This is a genomic window from Bacillus sp. RC242, assembly GCF_044908245.1.
GTDB classification, from domain to species: Bacteria; Bacillota; Bacilli; order Bacillales; family Bacillaceae_G; genus Bacillus_A; species Bacillus_A mycoides.
This window is the reverse complement of record NZ_JBIYCZ010000001.1, coordinates 197,806-213,489: the sequence shown is the minus strand read 5'-3', so window position 1 is coordinate 213,489 and position 15,684 is coordinate 197,806. Positions and strand designations below refer to the sequence as shown.

Here is a 15,684-nt window from a genome sequence, read left to right as displayed (position 1 = left end):
TTAGCTTTCACTTTATTATATTGACCGAAAGAGAGAGGTAAGACTTTATTTTGTTATGTAGTCAAGGAAGGAAATTGTAAAAAAATATTTAATAAAGTATAACCTGTGTCAACCTATTAAAAATGGTTTTTTCTTTATATTGTCGAATAGGATAAAAGGAAAAGAAAAATTTAATATGGTTTGTAACAAGCTAAATATTTTTTCTAAGTGTAGTTTATTGCATCGAGAGGCAGAATACAGTTGTATAGATGATATATCTGGAATGAGGTGAATATATTATGAAAATATGGAAACGAATTTCGGATCAAGGAAGGTATTCTATACCGTTACAGCCGGTTTTGTGGATTGATGGTTCTAAAAAGGACACGGAAGCATCCGATGTAGCAGTCACATTGCAAATCCGTAGTATGTATAAAGAAAAATTTTCGTATGAGATGATCTATGATGTTAATGACATACTAATTATTCGACTTGAAGTTGAAAATAAAGGCGTTGAAATGATTTCGCGAGTAGTTGTAAGTCATATGATTCGTGATTATTTCGCGTATATCCCAAACTCTTTAAAAGCAGATAAGGGAATAAGTGAGTTTTTATTTCAGCTTGTAAGGTGGCGAATCGATAATTTATCACCGAATGAAAAGGTAGAATTAATTTGTCAAATAAAAGCAAATAAAGATAAAGCTCCTCCCAATTCATTATTTCAGGCTACATATACATTTCAATATAAAGGTGTATCATATGGACCGCTACAAACAAATGAAGTGGTTGTCAGAAAATGATAAGAAGGAACCTGTGCGAAAGGTTCCTTCTTTAATGAAGATTGTGCTTCTTGAGTAATTTCTTTTGTTCCACTCCCTTTTTTCCAATATAGTTATTTTTGTATCCAAAATATAGAATGAATAGAAATGAAATAACATTTACTATAGCGTCAATTTGATCGTTTGTAATGAAGTTTATTCCGAAAGAGTTAAATAGTAATTTTAATGATAACAAAAAGCCAGCTAGTAAGCGCATAATATCTAATAGATTTTCTTTTTGAGGCATATAGGTCACTCCTTCCTAAAAACGATATATAGTATATATATGAAATAAAATAGAAAAGGTATACAAGCTTAAGTAGAAATGTACATTAAATATGTACATTTTTTATTTTATAGAAAAACATTATTGTTATAGAAACATATATTGGTATAAAAGGGGGAGAGTATGAAACATAAGGGGAAAATTAGTGGATTATTACTTGGGAACACAGTTGCGGTTACAGAATGGATTGCACTTCAGGATGTAATTGCTAAGCTAGATTCGAGATCATTTTTAACCGTCTTTATTATTTATATATTGCAAATGATACTAAGCTATTATTTTGGACATTGGTACGATAAAAGAACGAATACGCGTGTAAATATTGAAGTAGGAGGAATGACGAATAACGATTTTGTCGTTGATTTTTTTGGAAAAGTAGCTGCTTTATCAGAAAGAGATTCTCGTAATATTACAGTGTATATTCTTTCCGTAAAAGAATGGGATGTATTAAAAGACACAGTGCAAGAAAAAAAGTTAGATGAGCTAGTCCAAAGAGTAGAACGTACAATTGTAAAGACAGTTCGAAAAGGCGATGTAGTTACGAGGTGGGATGAAAATAAATATGTTATCGTAGCTGTTGATAATGGCTATGAAAAGTCAACAATAACAAGTAGATTAATCAAAAATATTCAAAATGAAATAGCGAATGATTTATTAAGTGTCACACTATTATTTGGGGCTGCAAGTTATCCTATAGAAGGGAAAACTTTTGAAGATTTGTTTAGAAAGGCACAAAATCAATTGTATAATTATAGAAACTTGCAAAGTCATGAATGAAACTTTGATTTGAAGAAGTATGATATAAAGATTTTTTTGTAACATTTTTTTGTCTTTTGTTACAAGAAAACTTTTTTTTGTAACAAAAGTCTTTAAAAATATATGAAATCAGCATATAATTGTGTGTGGATGTGTCAATGCATTTTGCACAATGTTTTCAGTTTAAAAGTGTAGAGGAAAACATGCTCTACACTTTTCCTTTTTAAGAAATTAAAAGAATCTTTGTAAGAGTTGCGAGGTCCCCTTTGCACTATGTAAAATGGACAAAGAGGTTATTTGATAGAAAGTGAGAAAGGGAATGATAGACGTGAGAGGTCAACGATCATCTTTTATCAGGTGAAACATTATAGTGTTTCTTGCAGTAGGTAAGATTAAGGTAAATACCTTTATGTTTTAAGACATTACATAATTTCAAGTGCGAAAATTGTACAAGCAGTATAAATAATTATTGATGATCTTCGTAAAAAAGATGCGAGCGTGAAATAGATAAAGAAGTTATATGTTTTTCATGGGATTTTTGGCACGATGGTCGTTTATTAATAGGAGGAAAAGATGTTGAAATATAATAAATTAGCAATTGTAACTGCATTATCAATGACTTTACTAGCTGGTTGTTTCGGCCCAAAACCAGAAGAGGAGCTATATGTTGCATTTGAAAATGCTGCCAAGCAAGAAAAAACAATGTTTGAAGATGCGAAAAAATTAGAGTCATTAGAGAAAGAGGGGCAAATATTATATAATCAAATTGTCCAAGAAGGAAAAGATAATAATCAGGCTGTTAAGGATAAGCTTGATCAAGCGGTGAAAAATACAGCTGAGCGAGAAAAAGTTCTTATTAAAGAAAAAGAGGCGTTAAATAAAGCGCAAGAAGAAGTGAAGTCAGCTGATAAGTATGTGAAGAAAATTGAAGATAATAAATTAAAAGACCAGGCGGATAAAGTAAAGAGTACTTATGAGAAACGACATGATTCATTCCAAAAGATGTACGATAGCTATAATAAATCTTTAAAGCAAGAAAAAGAATTATATACAATGCTACAAGATAAAGGTACAAAATTAAAAGATATTAGCGAGAAAGTAAAGTTAGTAAACCAAGCATATAAAGATATTGAGACAGAAAAAGATAAGTTTAATGAATATACGAAATCATATAATACAGAAAAAGTTGCATTCTATAAACAAGCGAATATTAAAATTAAGGAAGATAAAAAATAAAACAGTTTGGCCTAATATGGGCCAAACTGTTTTATTTTTTTGTATAGGTACGGCTATACCATGGAACTGCTTCGCTTAATTTTTTTTCTTGTTTTAATGCTTCAGGACCAATATAATCTTGAAGTGTTTTTTTTGCTATTGTTAAAGATAAGGTTGTTTTCGGATTTCGATAGGAGGATTCAAGGTGACCAAGATGCGGTAGGGTGCGAAAATCATCTTTCGTAGGAGGGATATGGAAAAAATAATCACCTAAACGTATAAGAACATCGGATTGTTGTTGACTAAAACGTGGATTTCTAGAAAAATGTAATCCTTCTTTGATAGCCTTTTTTTCAGTAATTAAGCGTTCTAAAGCAGTCTTTTTTAACCAATATAAGTACTTAGGGTTAGTTGCAGCTTTAGCATGACGATTCACAACGAAAATAGATTGAGCTAGTCTATTAATAGAATGTTGATTATGTAATTGAGATTGGGGTTGTGAAGGTTTCATATTGAATCTCCTTTCAATTTTTCCTTATTATAGCATAAATAAAATGGGTTTTTATTATATGCAAAAAGTAATTGTATATATTTTCAATATTAAAGCAATATTGTTATAAAAAACAACTATTTTGTATAATAGTGATAGAATATGTTTCAGAAATTTGATAATGAAAGAGTGAGAAGTTTGAAAGAAATATTAAAACTACAATATGCCATTATAGACATTGGTTCTAATACAATGCGCTTAGTTATTTATGAAAAACAAAGCGGGGGTTTTTATAAAGAGATTGAAAATACGAAAGTGGTCGCTAGGTTAAGAAATTATTTAGTAAATGGTGTATTAAGTGAAGAAGGAATAGAAGTATTATTACAAACATTATTTCAATTTCAAGAAAGTACACGATTCCATAAGCTGCATCATGTACTTTGTGTTGCAACGGCAACAATTAGACAGGCTGAGAATCAAGAGGAAATTAAAAAACTTGTTGAAGGGCAAACAGATTTTACTCTTAGAGTTTTATCAGAATATGAAGAAGCACGTTACGGTTATTTAGCAGTTATGAATTCCACTTCATTTTCAGAAGGAATTACAGTTGATATTGGTGGGGGGAGTACAGAAGTTACATACTTTCGAAATAGAGAAATTTTAGAATACTATAGCTTTCCTTTTGGAGCACTTTCTTTAAAGCAACAATTTATTCAAGATGATATTCCTACTACAGAGGAGTTAGATGAGATTAGAAGGTATTTATGGTATCAATTCCGAACGCTACCATGGTTAATTGATAAAAAATTGCCTCTTATCGCAATTGGGGGTAGTGCGAGGAACATGGCGAAAATCCACCAAAATTTAATTTGTTATCCTATAGCTGGATTACACTTATACAAAATGAAAGAAGACGATATTAAAAATGTAAAAGATGAATTAAAACAATTATCATTCATAGACCTTCAAAAATTAGAAGGGTTAGCAAAAGATCGAGCAGACACAATTATCCCAGCGGTCGAAGTATTTCATATGCTTGTTAACGTTATAGAGGCATCGGCTTTTGTATTGAGTAAAAAAGGATTAAGAGAAGGTGTTTTCTATGAAGAATTAACGAAAGATTTGGGGATCTCATATTATCCGAACGTAGTAGAAGAGAGTTTACATTTATTGTCATATGAATACGAATTAGACATGGGATTTGTCATTCAACTTATTAAACAAGGAACATTAATCTGCAAACAACTTGAAGGAGCTGGACTCATTTCTATGTCAGCGAAAGACTGGAGAATATTCCATCAAGCAGCGAAAGTATTTAATATTGGAAAATATATAGATGAAGAAGCGAGCCGCTTACATACATTTTACTTACTAGCGAACAAAACAATTGATGGTATGATGCATAAAGATCGAGTTAGATTAGCGCTTATAGCTTCTTATAAATCAAAAATGTTATTTAAACAACATTTGGCACTGTTTGAAGGATGGTTTGATAAAAGTGAACAAAAGAAAATTCGATTATTAGGGGCTGTATTACAATTTTCGGCTGCTTTAAATATACGACAAAGATCGCTTGTTGAAACAATATATATAACGGAAAGTAAAGAAGGTTTAACATTCAGGATTTTATGTGAAGAATCGGCATTGGCGGAAAAAGTTCAAGCGGAAAAACAAAAAAAACAACTTGAAAGAGTATTAAAAACGAATATTAACTTAGTATTCGAATTGAAATGTTAGGTTGTACGGATGTCTTTACAAAAAATTAACACTTTGGAATATTGTAATTTGATAAAATAAAAGTAATTAAATTATATTAAAAAAGTTTCAAAGGGAAGTGTGAAGCGAATGGAATTACTAAAGGGGAATTTAGTAAATTTAAATGATACAGCGTATTATAATAATCGTGAATTAAGCTGGCTAGCATTTAATGAACGTGTACTACAAGAAGCGCAAGATGAAAATAATCCACTATTAGAAAGACTAAAGTTTATTAGTATTTTTAGTTCGAATTTAGATGAATTTTTTATGGTGCGCGTAGCAGGTTTGAAAGATCAAGTAAGTGCGGGATTTAATCAGCCAGAAAATAAAGCAGGTTTAACACCAAAGAAACAGTTAAATAAGATTGCGATAAAATCGCATGAGTTGATGACTGTGCAGTATGAAACGTTTAAAAATTATGTATTGCCAGCGCTTAAACTAGAGGGGATTGAGCGTTTAACATTCCATGATTTGACGAAAGAGCAAAGGGAATTTATCGAGGAATATTTTGATGAACAAATATTTCCGGTTTTAACCCCTGTATCTATTGATGCGTATCGTCCATTTCCAATGTTATTAAATAAAAGTTTGAATTTAGCTACTATTTTATATGATGAGCAACAGGCTGAGGAAGAAAATCGTACGAAGTTAGGAATTGTACAAGTGCCTTCATTACTGGAGCGTTTCATATTTTTACCGAGTGAAGGGCAAAAACATAAATTTATTTTATTAGAAGATGTAATTAGTGGTTTTACTCATAAACTATTCACAGGATATAACGTATCACCTGTTACTCGTTTCCGTATTACACGTAATGCGGATTTAACGATCCATGAAGAAGGTGCACGCGATTTATTAAAAGTAATTGAAAAAGAATTGAAAAAGCGTAAGTGGGGAGCTGCCGTTCGTTTAGAAGTTGGTAAAGAACACATTGATGAAAGAGTGTTAGCGTTATTGTATGATGTGTTAGAAGTAAAAGATGAAGATGTGTACATGATGGATGGACCGTTAGATTTAACATGTTTATTCTCCTTATATAAAAAATTAGCGCCTTTATATGAACATCTAGTATATCCGGCTCTTATTCCTCAACCTCCTCAAGATTTAGGTGATGAGGAAGATGTATTTGAAAAAGCGATAGAACATGATATTTTATTACACCATCCCTTTGAGTCGTTTCAGCCAGTCGTTGATTTTGTCCGTGATGCGGCAGATGACTCGAATGTACTTGCGATCAAACAAACATTATATCGTGTAAGTGGAGATTCTCCAATAATTCAGGCGCTGAAGGTAGCAGCTGAAAAAGGAAAACAAGTGACGGTATTGGTTGAGTTAAAGGCAAGGTTTGATGAAGAGAATAATGTTCATTGGGCTAAAGAATTGGAACAGGCCGGATGTCACGTTATTTACGGAGTAAGTCACTTGAAAACGCATAGTAAAATTACGTTAGTTGTAAGAAGAAGAAACGGAAAAATTGAAAGGTTTGTACATCTTGGAACCGGAAATTATAATGATGCAACAGCGAAGTTGTATACCGATTTTGGATATATTACATCGCGAAAAGACTTTGGTGTAGATGCAACAAATTTCTTTAATTATTTGAGTGGTTATACAAAAAAACCGCATTTTCATCATTTATCTGTTGCCCCGTTTGATATAAGAGAGCAGTTTATGGAGTTAATAGATGAGGAAATCCGTTATCATAGACAATATGGAAATGGATATATTATCGCTAAAATGAATTCGTTAACAGATAAACCGTTAATAAAAAAAATGTATGAAGCATCACAAGCTGGGGTAAGGGTAGAGCTCGTCGTTAGAGGGACATGTTGTTTAAGACCTGGGATTCCAAATGTAAGTGAAAATATTCGTGTAGTTAGTGTTGTTGGAAGATATTTAGAACATAGTCGTATTTATTATTTCCATCATAATGGAGATGAAAAAATATATTTATCTTCAGCTGATTTGATGACGCGAAATATGGAAAAACGAGTAGAAATATCCTTCCCAATTTTAGATATTGAAATGAAAGCGAGAATAAAGGCAATTTTACAGCTGGTTTTAGCTGATAATGTGAAAACACGTGAACAAAATAAAGATGGTGACTATTATTATATAATTAATAGTAGTATAGAAGAAATTGATAGCCAAGTGAATTTATTTAAGATGGCGTATCAAAATACAGACGCTGAATAGTGTGAAAAAAGTAAAAACCTCTTATTGAATTTAAGAGGTTTTTACTTTTTTTCTCTACTCATATATTCTCAAAATGGAAGGATGAGTAGAGAGAATAGTTTTTATTATAGGCGTGTGATGAGTCGGTTCGTTGAGAGAAAAACATTAGAAGAATGGTTGGTTTAAATTAATAATAGTATGGTTGTTGACAAGGCCCTCCGTAACAAGGAAAAGGTGCTGGTGGTGGGAAAGGCGGTGGATAAGGCGGATAAAACGGTCTAGGCCCGAAAGCTAATGCTCCGCCTAGCAGTCCGCCAGCAATTCCAGCTAGAAATGGAACACCGAAAAATGGAAAGAAGCGTGAGTCGCCTGCTGGGCCAAAAGGTGCTGAACGAACTGGGATCGGTTGATAATATGGATACATGAACAAACCTCCTTTACTGGACTCATTTTTATCATATGGTGGACCAAGCGTGGATGAGCGCGTACAAGGAAGGATATGTAAGGAAATAGGCGAATTGTTACGAATGTTGTAGGATGAAGAGTGTAATTTCAGGTTTTGACATAAAGCGGAATGGGACACGTGTTCTTCCAATACCTCGATTGACATAGAGAGTCAAACCTTGAATGTTATAGAAACCTTCAATATATTCTTTTGCAAGCGACGGGGTAATAATAGCACCTAAAAAAGGAATTTGTACTTGTCCGCCATGGCTATGACCAGAAAGTTGAAGATTGATTGGATATGTAGCGATTTGTGGCGCGATATCTGGTTCGTGAACGAGAACAATTGTATAAATATTTTGTTTTGCATGTTGTAAAGTTTCCGCTATTTTTGGTTTACCCAGTAGCATATCATCGAGTCCGAAAATAGAAATTTCACTATTATCCAGTAAACGAATTCGCATTTCGCTATTTTGCAAAAGTTCAAATCCAGATTCGCGCATGATGTGATCATAGTATTCAGTTCCATATCCGCCATGGTCGTGGTTACCATAAATAGAAAATTTACCGAAGGGTGCCTGTATATTCTTTAAAATGGATGCAACAAAAGAAGCCTCGGTATATGTTTGGTAATCATCAATGAGATCACCAGTAAAAAGGACAATATCTGGCTTTTCAGCATTAATCTTGGAAACGATTTGAGATAAATGTTGGAGAGAGAAATAGTATCCTAGATGTAAATCGCTAAATTGAAGGATCTTCATACCATGAAAACCTTTTGGTATGAGCGGTGATTTAAGTGTGTGTTGCGTAAAAGAAAGCAAATAGGGCTCTATATATTTAGCATAATAATAGCCGATACTTGCGGTTATAAATGAATATAGACAAGTGCGTATTCCAGATTTTAAAAAATTTCTTCTTGTAATTTTCTTCATATACAGGTTACTCGAACCTCCCTTCAGTTTTTTTAAAAATATATTTTAAATACTAAAAAAGTAGTATAGATTACGAAAAAAATGAACGAAAAGAAACCTCTTTACGTTAAAATATCAGAAAAATTGAAAAATATAAAGATTTCTATCAAATAAAGTGATAAAATGAATGTGTATTCATTTTTTTTGGAGGGGATGTATGTGAAAGAGAAGGTAGTTATTATAACAGGTGGATCAAGTGGAATGGGAAAAGGGATGGCGATACGTTTTGCGAAAGAAGGGGCACGTGTTGTTATTACAGGGCGTACAAAAGAAAAGCTAGAAGAAGCAAAGTTAGAAATTGAACAGTTTCCAGGGCAAGTATTATCTGTACAAATGGATGTACGAAATACTGATGATATTCAAAAAATGATTGAACATATTGATGAGAAGTTTGGACGGATTGATATTTTAATAAATAATGCAGCTGGAAACTTTATTTGTCCAGCAGAGGACTTATCTGTGAATGGCTGGAATTCGGTAATTAATATTGTATTAAATGGCACATTTTATTGTAGTCAGGCTATTGGGAAATATTGGATTGAAAAAGGTATAAAAGGAAATATTATTAACATGGTGGCAACATATGCATGGGATGCAGGCCCAGGGGTTATCCATTCGGCAGCAGCTAAAGCTGGTGTATTAGCGATGACAAAAACTCTTGCTGTTGAGTGGGGACGTAAATATGGAATACGAGTTAACGCTATCGCACCAGGACCAATTGAACGTACAGGTGGTGCCGATAAATTATGGATTTCAGAAGAAATGGCTAAGCGTACATTGCAAAGTGTTCCACTTGGTAGAATGGGTACACCAGAAGAAATTGCGGGTCTAGCTTATTATTTATGTTCAGATGAAGCTGCATACATAAATGGAACTTGTATGACAATGGATGGTGGCCAGCATTTGCATCAATATCCATTTTAAAAGGGATGAACAAACGAATGATTTATTCATTTCTTTGTGGTAAAATATGACGAAATTGTGACACTTAAAAGAAATGTGTTTACAAGAGGGGATATATACGTTATATTTAAGACCTCTTTTTTCTTCATAGTAGAATTGCTAATTCCCCTTAGCATTTTACCCCTCTAATCCCTTCAGGAAAACTGAAGGGATTTTTTATTATTTTTCCGTAAATATCGTGTTATAATTTTTGAAAAGTAAAGGGAGGGAAGCACGTTGATAGATGCATTAGATGTAATGAGTAACTTGGATAAAGTCCTTCCTTATTATCAAGCTATTTTTAGTGCTGATGAGCATACAGTAATTGGATATGAAGTTGTAGGACGTATTCAAACAGAAGAGGGCATACAAAGTTTAGCATCTTTCTTCCATGATGATTCTATTCCGAGTGAGTTCCAACTTGAAGCGGATAACATCATCGTAGAAAAAGCGTTAAATAGGTATTTAGAAACGGATCAAAAATTATTATTATTTATACATCGGAATGCTAATGTATTAATGAATGATGAAGATGAAAGTTTACTTCAACTTTTGCTGATGTATGAAGAACAAGGTTTGAACTTACAACGCATTGTTCTGGAAATAACAGAACATGAATGTAAAGAAGATATAGAACAATTTAATCATTTACTCATGTATTATCGTACATATGGTATTCAAATTTCGATTAATAAAGTCGGAACGGGTACAAGTAATTTAGAGCGTATTAGCGTATTAGCACCGGATATTTTAAAAGTAGATTTAACAAATTTAAGGCAAACTGCACTTTTACAATCTTATCAAGATATTTTATATTCCTTATCTTTACTTGCTAGAAGAATTGGTGCGACATTGTTGTATGAAGAAATTGATGCTTTTTATCAACTACAATATGCTTGGAAAAACGGTGGTAGATATTATCAAGGTAATTATTTGAAAGAATGTTTACCTGATTTTATTGAAACGAATGTTTTAAAAGAGCGACTTGGTAATGAATGTCATCAATTTATTCTGCATGAGAAGAAGAAGTTGCAAAAAATTTATAATTTAACAGAGATGTTACGTGATCGAATTGGTGATGTTCTGTCAAAACAAAAAAAGAATGAAGATATAAATGATTGGTTATTACAATTTAGCCAAAGCATATCACAATATAGTTTTCGGATATTTATTTGTAATGAAGATGGTTTTCAACAATCGGGTAATGTTATGAAAAAAGATGGTGGATGGATCATTATGCCAGAGTATTATATGAAGAACTGGAGCTGGCGCCCGTATTTTCTAGAAAATATAATGAAAATGCGTTTTGAGAATAAGGCAAGACTTTCAGATTTATATGCTGATATCGAAACTGGTGAAATGGTACGAACATTTTCATTCCCTATTGATGATGAAAACTTTTTATTTATAGATTTATCGTACGAATATTTATATGAAGAAGATGTTTTATTTTAATGCACGAAGAGATTCGTGTATTTTTTTGTTTGTTTTTATCATAAATTGGTAATAGTGAAAATGATGATGAAAATGCTGTCTATCGTTGTAAAGATTTTACGAACGAAATCATCCCTTTCTTTGCATAATCATTGTTACAATGAATACTACAAAGACAAGCTCTTTTAAAAGGAAGGTGAAAAAATGAAGAAATATGGAATATGGTTTGTTCTATTTATATGTGTTGCCTTTCTAGTTGGCTATAGTGTCACAACTGTTTTAGGAAAAGAAGAAGTGAAAGTGGATCGGAAAGAAGTGTTTACAACGATACAAAAAGGTTATGAGACGCAATTTTCAATCCGCGGGAAGCAAATACCTATGAATAAGATGATAGAGACGTTATCACCATATTTTACAAATAATTTCCTTCAAGTTTTTACAGATGAAAACAGTAGAAATGAAAAACAAAGTGGTGAATATTTACTTCCAGCAAAAGAAGCTCCGTTTTCTTTTAATTCAGAAACAAAAATGTCTTATGATGAAGAACATAAAAATTTATATGTCTATGAGCGGACAAAGAGTGGACAATATCAAATTGTGACATTGCAAAAGGATAATGGAAAATGGAAATTAGCAGGGTATCATGAAAGTCAGGAACTGTTGACTGAAATAAAAAGGTTACAACAATTATGAGAATAGGAATAGGTGTCGCCTATTCCTATTCTATACCGAGTAGCTGTTGTAATTTTTCAATTTGAAAACCTGCCACAACTTCTTCGTCAATTACAACTGTTGGAGTTGAATAGGATTCATAGTCATATAAAAGACGATTGCGTGCAGCAGCGTCTTTTTTTATGTCAAATTCTTCATATACAACGTTATTATGTTTTAAAAATTCTTTTACAATGGTACAAGGCGGACAATCAGGTTGTGTATAAACCTCAATTTTTTTCATTGTAATTCCTCCCTTTTTCTGTTGTTTATTATATTCTGCCAGTATAAAAAGCGCAATAAAGAAGTAAAAAGATGCTCTTTCATCTTTTTACTTCTTATTTCGACAAATTTTAGTTGAGTTTCTTGCCAAGAACCTTTATCCTAGATTGTGGAACGTTTTTTCTGTTATGACGGATAGAATGAGTATAGCTGTAAAACCTATTGGTAGGAAGATCAGAGAAAGGAGAGATTTCATGTCTCTACTCCAAGGAATTTTAACTCGACTTGTTAGTCTACAAGAACAAGCTGAAAGCGGTGAAGTAGCACAACGCTATTTTGAAGTGAACGGTGAGCGCAAATGTAGCGTGAAATTTTTCGATAAAAGTGAAATGTATGAGTTAGAAGTGTATCAACAAGGTGAAAAACCTCAAGTGTATCAATTCGATAACATCGATATGGTTGCAATTGAGATTTACGATATCATTTCTTGATACATATAAAAAAGGTACTGCCAAATGGCGGTACCTTTTTTAGTTATATTAATTAATGGGCTATATAGGTAGTAGAAGTTGTAATTTAAGTCGCGATTAAATAAAAGAGTTTTTACAAATGTATATGTATAGGAATTTTTTATTTTTCCTACAATGATAGTAAATATTAATAGGAGGTGCAAAGGATGGAACGCTTACCGATTGTTATTTGTCCTAATTGTCACAGTCATGCTGAAATTAATCACGTATTAACCGCCCAGTCTAATCAAAATGTAATTTATACATGTAGGTTTTGTAATTATGTAATTCGAAATATTGAAACGAATAAAGGGTAGTAAGTTATAATTTTTGTTTTTGTCCCATACAATGAGAATACGAAAAGTCTGTCTAATTGAAAGGACGTGACTATGTGGACGGTGAGTATACATTTTATAATGTTTCAGAGAGACATTTGAATTTTGATATGGTATTTAACCGTATTTGTAGTTTCATTGAAAAGGATCCGCGAAATTTATATCGATTATCTATTGGGACAGACTCACAAGCGCATCAAAAGGATACGAGGTTTATTACGGCGATACATATTCATCGTGTTGGAAAAGGAGCATGGGGATGTTTGCATCATAAATCAGTGAAAAATAAGCCAGCAACGTTGCGAGAGAAAATATATTTAGAAACACAGTTTAGTCAAGAAATCGCCTATCTATTTACTCCCAATCATATACAAGCGATATGGGATTTATTGCACCCATACGCTCAAGATGGAGCAGGATTCATAATGGAAATTCATTTAGATATCGGGAATGATGGTTTAACAAAAGAATTTATTTTAGATATGACGATGAAAATTCAAGCAATGGGATTAACAGCAAAAATTAAACCAGATGCTTATGCGGCATTTAGTTACGCAAACAGATATACAAAATAATGTGAAATGATGTCTATATATTCGCAGTCGTTAAGTATTTCTAACAAAAACTGAATATTACATCTGTTAAATAGACTGAAAAATTTATATAATGAGAGTGATGATGCGAGTGCAAGGAGAGGAGCATATGGAAAAGGAATTTGTTTTAACAAGAGAAGAAGAAAATTTATTGTTGGATATTCTGTTTCAGCAAAATTACGCGAGCGAAATTTTAGCGGTGGAGCTTACAGACATTGAGAATGGTTTAAAACAGACAGATGTGACGCAATATAAAAAAATTACAAGATTGTTTTACCGATTAAAAAATAAAGGGTATTAAGCACTACCGGAATGGTAGTCTTTTTTTTATGTTATATGCTAAAATAGTTATGTATTTTTATTTTTATTAGAAGAATGTCAGGACAAAATAATAATATGAAAACGCTATCATAAAATGTGAATAGGATCGGAGAATATTAGCAGGAAAAAGGAAAAATGGGGGATGTAACATGATTAGTATTCCGAAAGACGAGTTTCAACAAATTCTTGTGAAGGATTTAATGATTTCATCAGATAAAGTAGCACATGTACAAATAGGGAATGGTCTAGAACATGCTTTACTCGTTCTTGTGAAATCTGGATATTCGGCGATTCCTGTTTTAGACCCTATGTATAAACTACATGGGTTAATTAGTACTGCTATGATTTTAGATGGTATTTTAGGATTAGAGCGCATTGAGTTTGAAAGACTTGAGAATATGAAAGTGGAACAAGTGATGAAGGAAGAGATTCCAGTTCTTATGTTAGAAGATTCTTTTGCAAAAGCTTTAGAAATGACAATTGATCATCCTTTTATTTGCGCTGTCAATGAAGAAGGTTACTTCGAGGGTATTTTAACACGGCGGGCTATTTTAAAATTGTTGAATAAAAAAGTGAGACAGCATAATCGATAACGTAGGGAAAGTGACTTCACAGAAAAGGCGAAGTCACTTTTTTTCGTGCATATCAGTTGTGTATGTATTATATTTAAAAAGACATAAAGCATAAGAAAAGTTTGAACTAACAAACCGTTCTAATGTATAAAAGTATGCAATTAAATTAAGGATGAAATGCTTATTAAAATTAGGTGTATGGAAGCTAAGGAAAGAGGGAGAAAGTTGCAAATTGATGATTTTCAAATGATGGTTGTGTTAGCTCAGGAATCAAATATGAGAAAAGCGGCGGAACGTTTATTTGTTTCCCAACCTGCGCTTAGTCAACGATTACAATCTATGGAGAAACAATGGGGAATGAAATTTTTTATTCGTTCACAAAAAGGATTAACAATTACACCTGAAGGGGAAAAAGTTGCAAATTATGCAAAAGAAATGTTACAACGGGAAGAGGGTATTAAAAGTGAACTGGCTCTTTTTAGAACCGAAACATACGGTACGTTAAAAATAGCTGTTGCATCAGTCATTGGGCAATATTGGCTTCCACCTGTTTTGAAAAAATTTGTGCATAAGTATCCTTCTGTGAAGATATCTCTGTTTACTGGCTGGAGTAGTGAAGTGCAAAAGCAATTTTATGAAGGAGACGTTCATGTTGCTATACTGAGAGGATCACAAGAATACAAAGGGCAGAAACAACAATTATTTGAAGATGAATTATATTTAGTCGATAAAGAAATAAAAGATATTTCGATGTTAAAAGAGACAAATAGACCATTTATTCAATTTAAAAGTGATTCGACCTACTATGGACAAATACAAAATTGGTGGTATGGATTATTTTCAAATCCACCTAAGCGAACGATTGTAGTTGACCAAATTGAAACGTGCAAACAGCTTGTTTTAAATGGAATAGGTTATGCTCTTTTACCTTCGACTGTTTTAAAAGAAGTGCAGGAAAATATGTATAAAACACCTGTTCAATTAACGAGAGAAACATGGTTATTGACGAGTGACTCGGCAAGGCAGTTGAAGCAAGTACAAGCATTTTTAGAAATTATAGAAGAAATTCAAATGGAAAAATAAGATTATTGTCTTGCTACTGGCTCTATCGTTTGGTAGAGTAACATTATAAATGGATTTAGGAGGCAAC

The 15,684-nt window shown here is 32.6% G+C and carries 19 protein-coding genes; 14 read left to right on the top strand and 5 right to left on the bottom strand.

Features of this window, described 5'->3' with window-relative positions; genetic code table 11:
* The first annotated feature begins 278 nt into the window (after positions 1 to 278).
* Complete coding sequence (locus ABH957_RS01110; protein ID WP_002033821.1) at positions 279 to 779, top strand: hypothetical protein; 501 nt, start codon at positions 279 to 281, stop codon at positions 777 to 779.
* Positions 780 to 810: 31 nt separating this feature from the next.
* Here ABH957_RS01110 and ABH957_RS01105 read toward each other — a convergent pair whose 3' ends face one another.
* Positions 811 to 1,044, bottom strand: a complete 234-nt coding sequence (locus tag ABH957_RS01105; protein ID WP_002014824.1) for a phage holin — start codon at positions 1,042 to 1,044, stop codon at positions 811 to 813.
* 162 nt (positions 1,045 to 1,206) lie between these two features.
* On the opposite strand from ABH957_RS01105, the gene ABH957_RS01100 reads away from it, so the two are divergent.
* On the top strand, positions 1,207 to 1,860 hold the full coding sequence (locus tag ABH957_RS01100; RefSeq protein WP_002033822.1) for a diguanylate cyclase domain-containing protein: 654 nt from the start codon (positions 1,207 to 1,209) through the stop codon (positions 1,858 to 1,860).
* Between the two features lie 552 nt (positions 1,861 to 2,412).
* On the top strand, positions 2,413 to 3,075 hold the full coding sequence (locus tag ABH957_RS01095) for a YkyA family protein (protein ID WP_404457502.1): 663 nt from the start codon (positions 2,413 to 2,415) through the stop codon (positions 3,073 to 3,075).
* Positions 3,076 to 3,106: 31 nt separating this feature from the next.
* Here ABH957_RS01095 and ABH957_RS01090 read toward each other — a convergent pair whose 3' ends face one another.
* The gene (locus ABH957_RS01090) at positions 3,107 to 3,565 is read right to left on the bottom strand and encodes a YkyB family protein (RefSeq protein ID WP_002066920.1); all 459 of its coding nucleotides are present in this window, start codon (positions 3,563 to 3,565) and stop codon (positions 3,107 to 3,109) included.
* A gap of 141 nt (positions 3,566 to 3,706) precedes the next feature.
* On the opposite strand from ABH957_RS01090, the gene ABH957_RS01085 reads away from it, so the two are divergent.
* Both ABH957_RS01085 and ABH957_RS01080 read left to right on the top strand, forming a co-directional pair.
* The gene (locus ABH957_RS01085; RefSeq protein WP_113937176.1) at positions 3,707 to 5,281 is read left to right on the top strand and encodes a Ppx/GppA family phosphatase; all 1,575 of its coding nucleotides are present in this window, start codon (positions 3,707 to 3,709) and stop codon (positions 5,279 to 5,281) included.
* A 108-nt stretch (positions 5,282 to 5,389) separates the two neighbouring features.
* Positions 5,390 to 7,498: a polyphosphate kinase gene (locus ABH957_RS01080; RefSeq protein ID WP_404457498.1), complete on the top strand. Its 2,109-nt coding sequence runs from the start codon at positions 5,390 to 5,392 to the stop codon at positions 7,496 to 7,498.
* Between the two features lie 166 nt (positions 7,499 to 7,664).
* Here ABH957_RS01080 and ABH957_RS01075 read toward each other — a convergent pair whose 3' ends face one another.
* Both ABH957_RS01075 and ABH957_RS01070 read right to left on the bottom strand, forming a co-directional pair.
* Complete coding sequence (locus tag ABH957_RS01075; RefSeq protein WP_002014830.1) at positions 7,665 to 7,901, bottom strand: hypothetical protein; 237 nt, start codon at positions 7,899 to 7,901, stop codon at positions 7,665 to 7,667.
* A 97-nt stretch (positions 7,902 to 7,998) separates the two neighbouring features.
* The gene (locus ABH957_RS01070; RefSeq protein ID WP_404510597.1) at positions 7,999 to 8,856 is read right to left on the bottom strand and encodes a metallophosphoesterase; all 858 of its coding nucleotides are present in this window, start codon (positions 8,854 to 8,856) and stop codon (positions 7,999 to 8,001) included.
* A gap of 198 nt (positions 8,857 to 9,054) precedes the next feature.
* Between ABH957_RS01070 and fadH the strand changes: the two genes are divergently transcribed.
* From fadH to ABH957_RS01055, 3 genes are all read left to right on the top strand, one after another.
* Positions 9,055 to 9,819, top strand: a complete 765-nt coding sequence (gene fadH / locus ABH957_RS01065) for a 2,4-dienoyl-CoA reductase (protein ID WP_002128892.1) — start codon at positions 9,055 to 9,057, stop codon at positions 9,817 to 9,819.
* A gap of 255 nt (positions 9,820 to 10,074) precedes the next feature.
* Entirely contained in the window at positions 10,075 to 11,292 is a 1,218-nt protein-coding gene (locus ABH957_RS01060; protein WP_002066923.1) for an EAL domain-containing protein, read from the top strand.
* A gap of 183 nt (positions 11,293 to 11,475) precedes the next feature.
* On the top strand, positions 11,476 to 11,964 hold the full coding sequence (locus ABH957_RS01055; RefSeq protein WP_002014834.1) for a DUF3993 domain-containing protein: 489 nt from the start codon (positions 11,476 to 11,478) through the stop codon (positions 11,962 to 11,964).
* A 25-nt stretch (positions 11,965 to 11,989) separates the two neighbouring features.
* Here the strand turns inward: ABH957_RS01055 and ABH957_RS01050 are convergent, their stop codons facing one another.
* On the bottom strand, positions 11,990 to 12,226 hold the full coding sequence (locus ABH957_RS01050) for a glutaredoxin domain-containing protein (protein WP_002014835.1): 237 nt from the start codon (positions 12,224 to 12,226) through the stop codon (positions 11,990 to 11,992).
* Between the two features lie 232 nt (positions 12,227 to 12,458).
* Between ABH957_RS01050 and ABH957_RS01045 the strand changes: the two genes are divergently transcribed.
* From ABH957_RS01045 to ABH957_RS01020, 6 genes are all read left to right on the top strand, one after another.
* On the top strand, positions 12,459 to 12,695 hold the full coding sequence (locus tag ABH957_RS01045; protein WP_000055151.1) for a YkuJ family protein: 237 nt from the start codon (positions 12,459 to 12,461) through the stop codon (positions 12,693 to 12,695).
* 185 nt (positions 12,696 to 12,880) lie between these two features.
* Complete coding sequence (locus ABH957_RS01040; protein WP_002033828.1) at positions 12,881 to 13,030, top strand: hypothetical protein; 150 nt, start codon at positions 12,881 to 12,883, stop codon at positions 13,028 to 13,030.
* Between the two features lie 74 nt (positions 13,031 to 13,104).
* On the top strand, positions 13,105 to 13,623 hold the full coding sequence (locus ABH957_RS01035) for a ribonuclease H-like YkuK family protein (RefSeq protein WP_002088343.1): 519 nt from the start codon (positions 13,105 to 13,107) through the stop codon (positions 13,621 to 13,623).
* A gap of 127 nt (positions 13,624 to 13,750) precedes the next feature.
* A complete protein-coding gene (abbA, locus tag ABH957_RS01030) occupies positions 13,751 to 13,942 on the top strand; it encodes an antirepressor AbbA (protein WP_002145987.1) in 192 nt (63 codons plus the stop codon).
* 169 nt (positions 13,943 to 14,111) lie between these two features.
* Positions 14,112 to 14,555: a cyclic-di-AMP-binding protein CbpB gene (cbpB, locus tag ABH957_RS01025; protein ID WP_002066926.1), complete on the top strand. Its 444-nt coding sequence runs from the start codon at positions 14,112 to 14,114 to the stop codon at positions 14,553 to 14,555.
* A gap of 177 nt (positions 14,556 to 14,732) precedes the next feature.
* Positions 14,733 to 15,617 (top strand): transcriptional regulator CcpC, encoded by an 885-nt coding sequence (locus tag ABH957_RS01020; RefSeq protein WP_002014840.1) that lies wholly within the window; start codon positions 14,733 to 14,735, stop codon positions 15,615 to 15,617.
* The last annotated feature ends 67 nt before the right edge of the window (positions 15,618 to 15,684 follow it).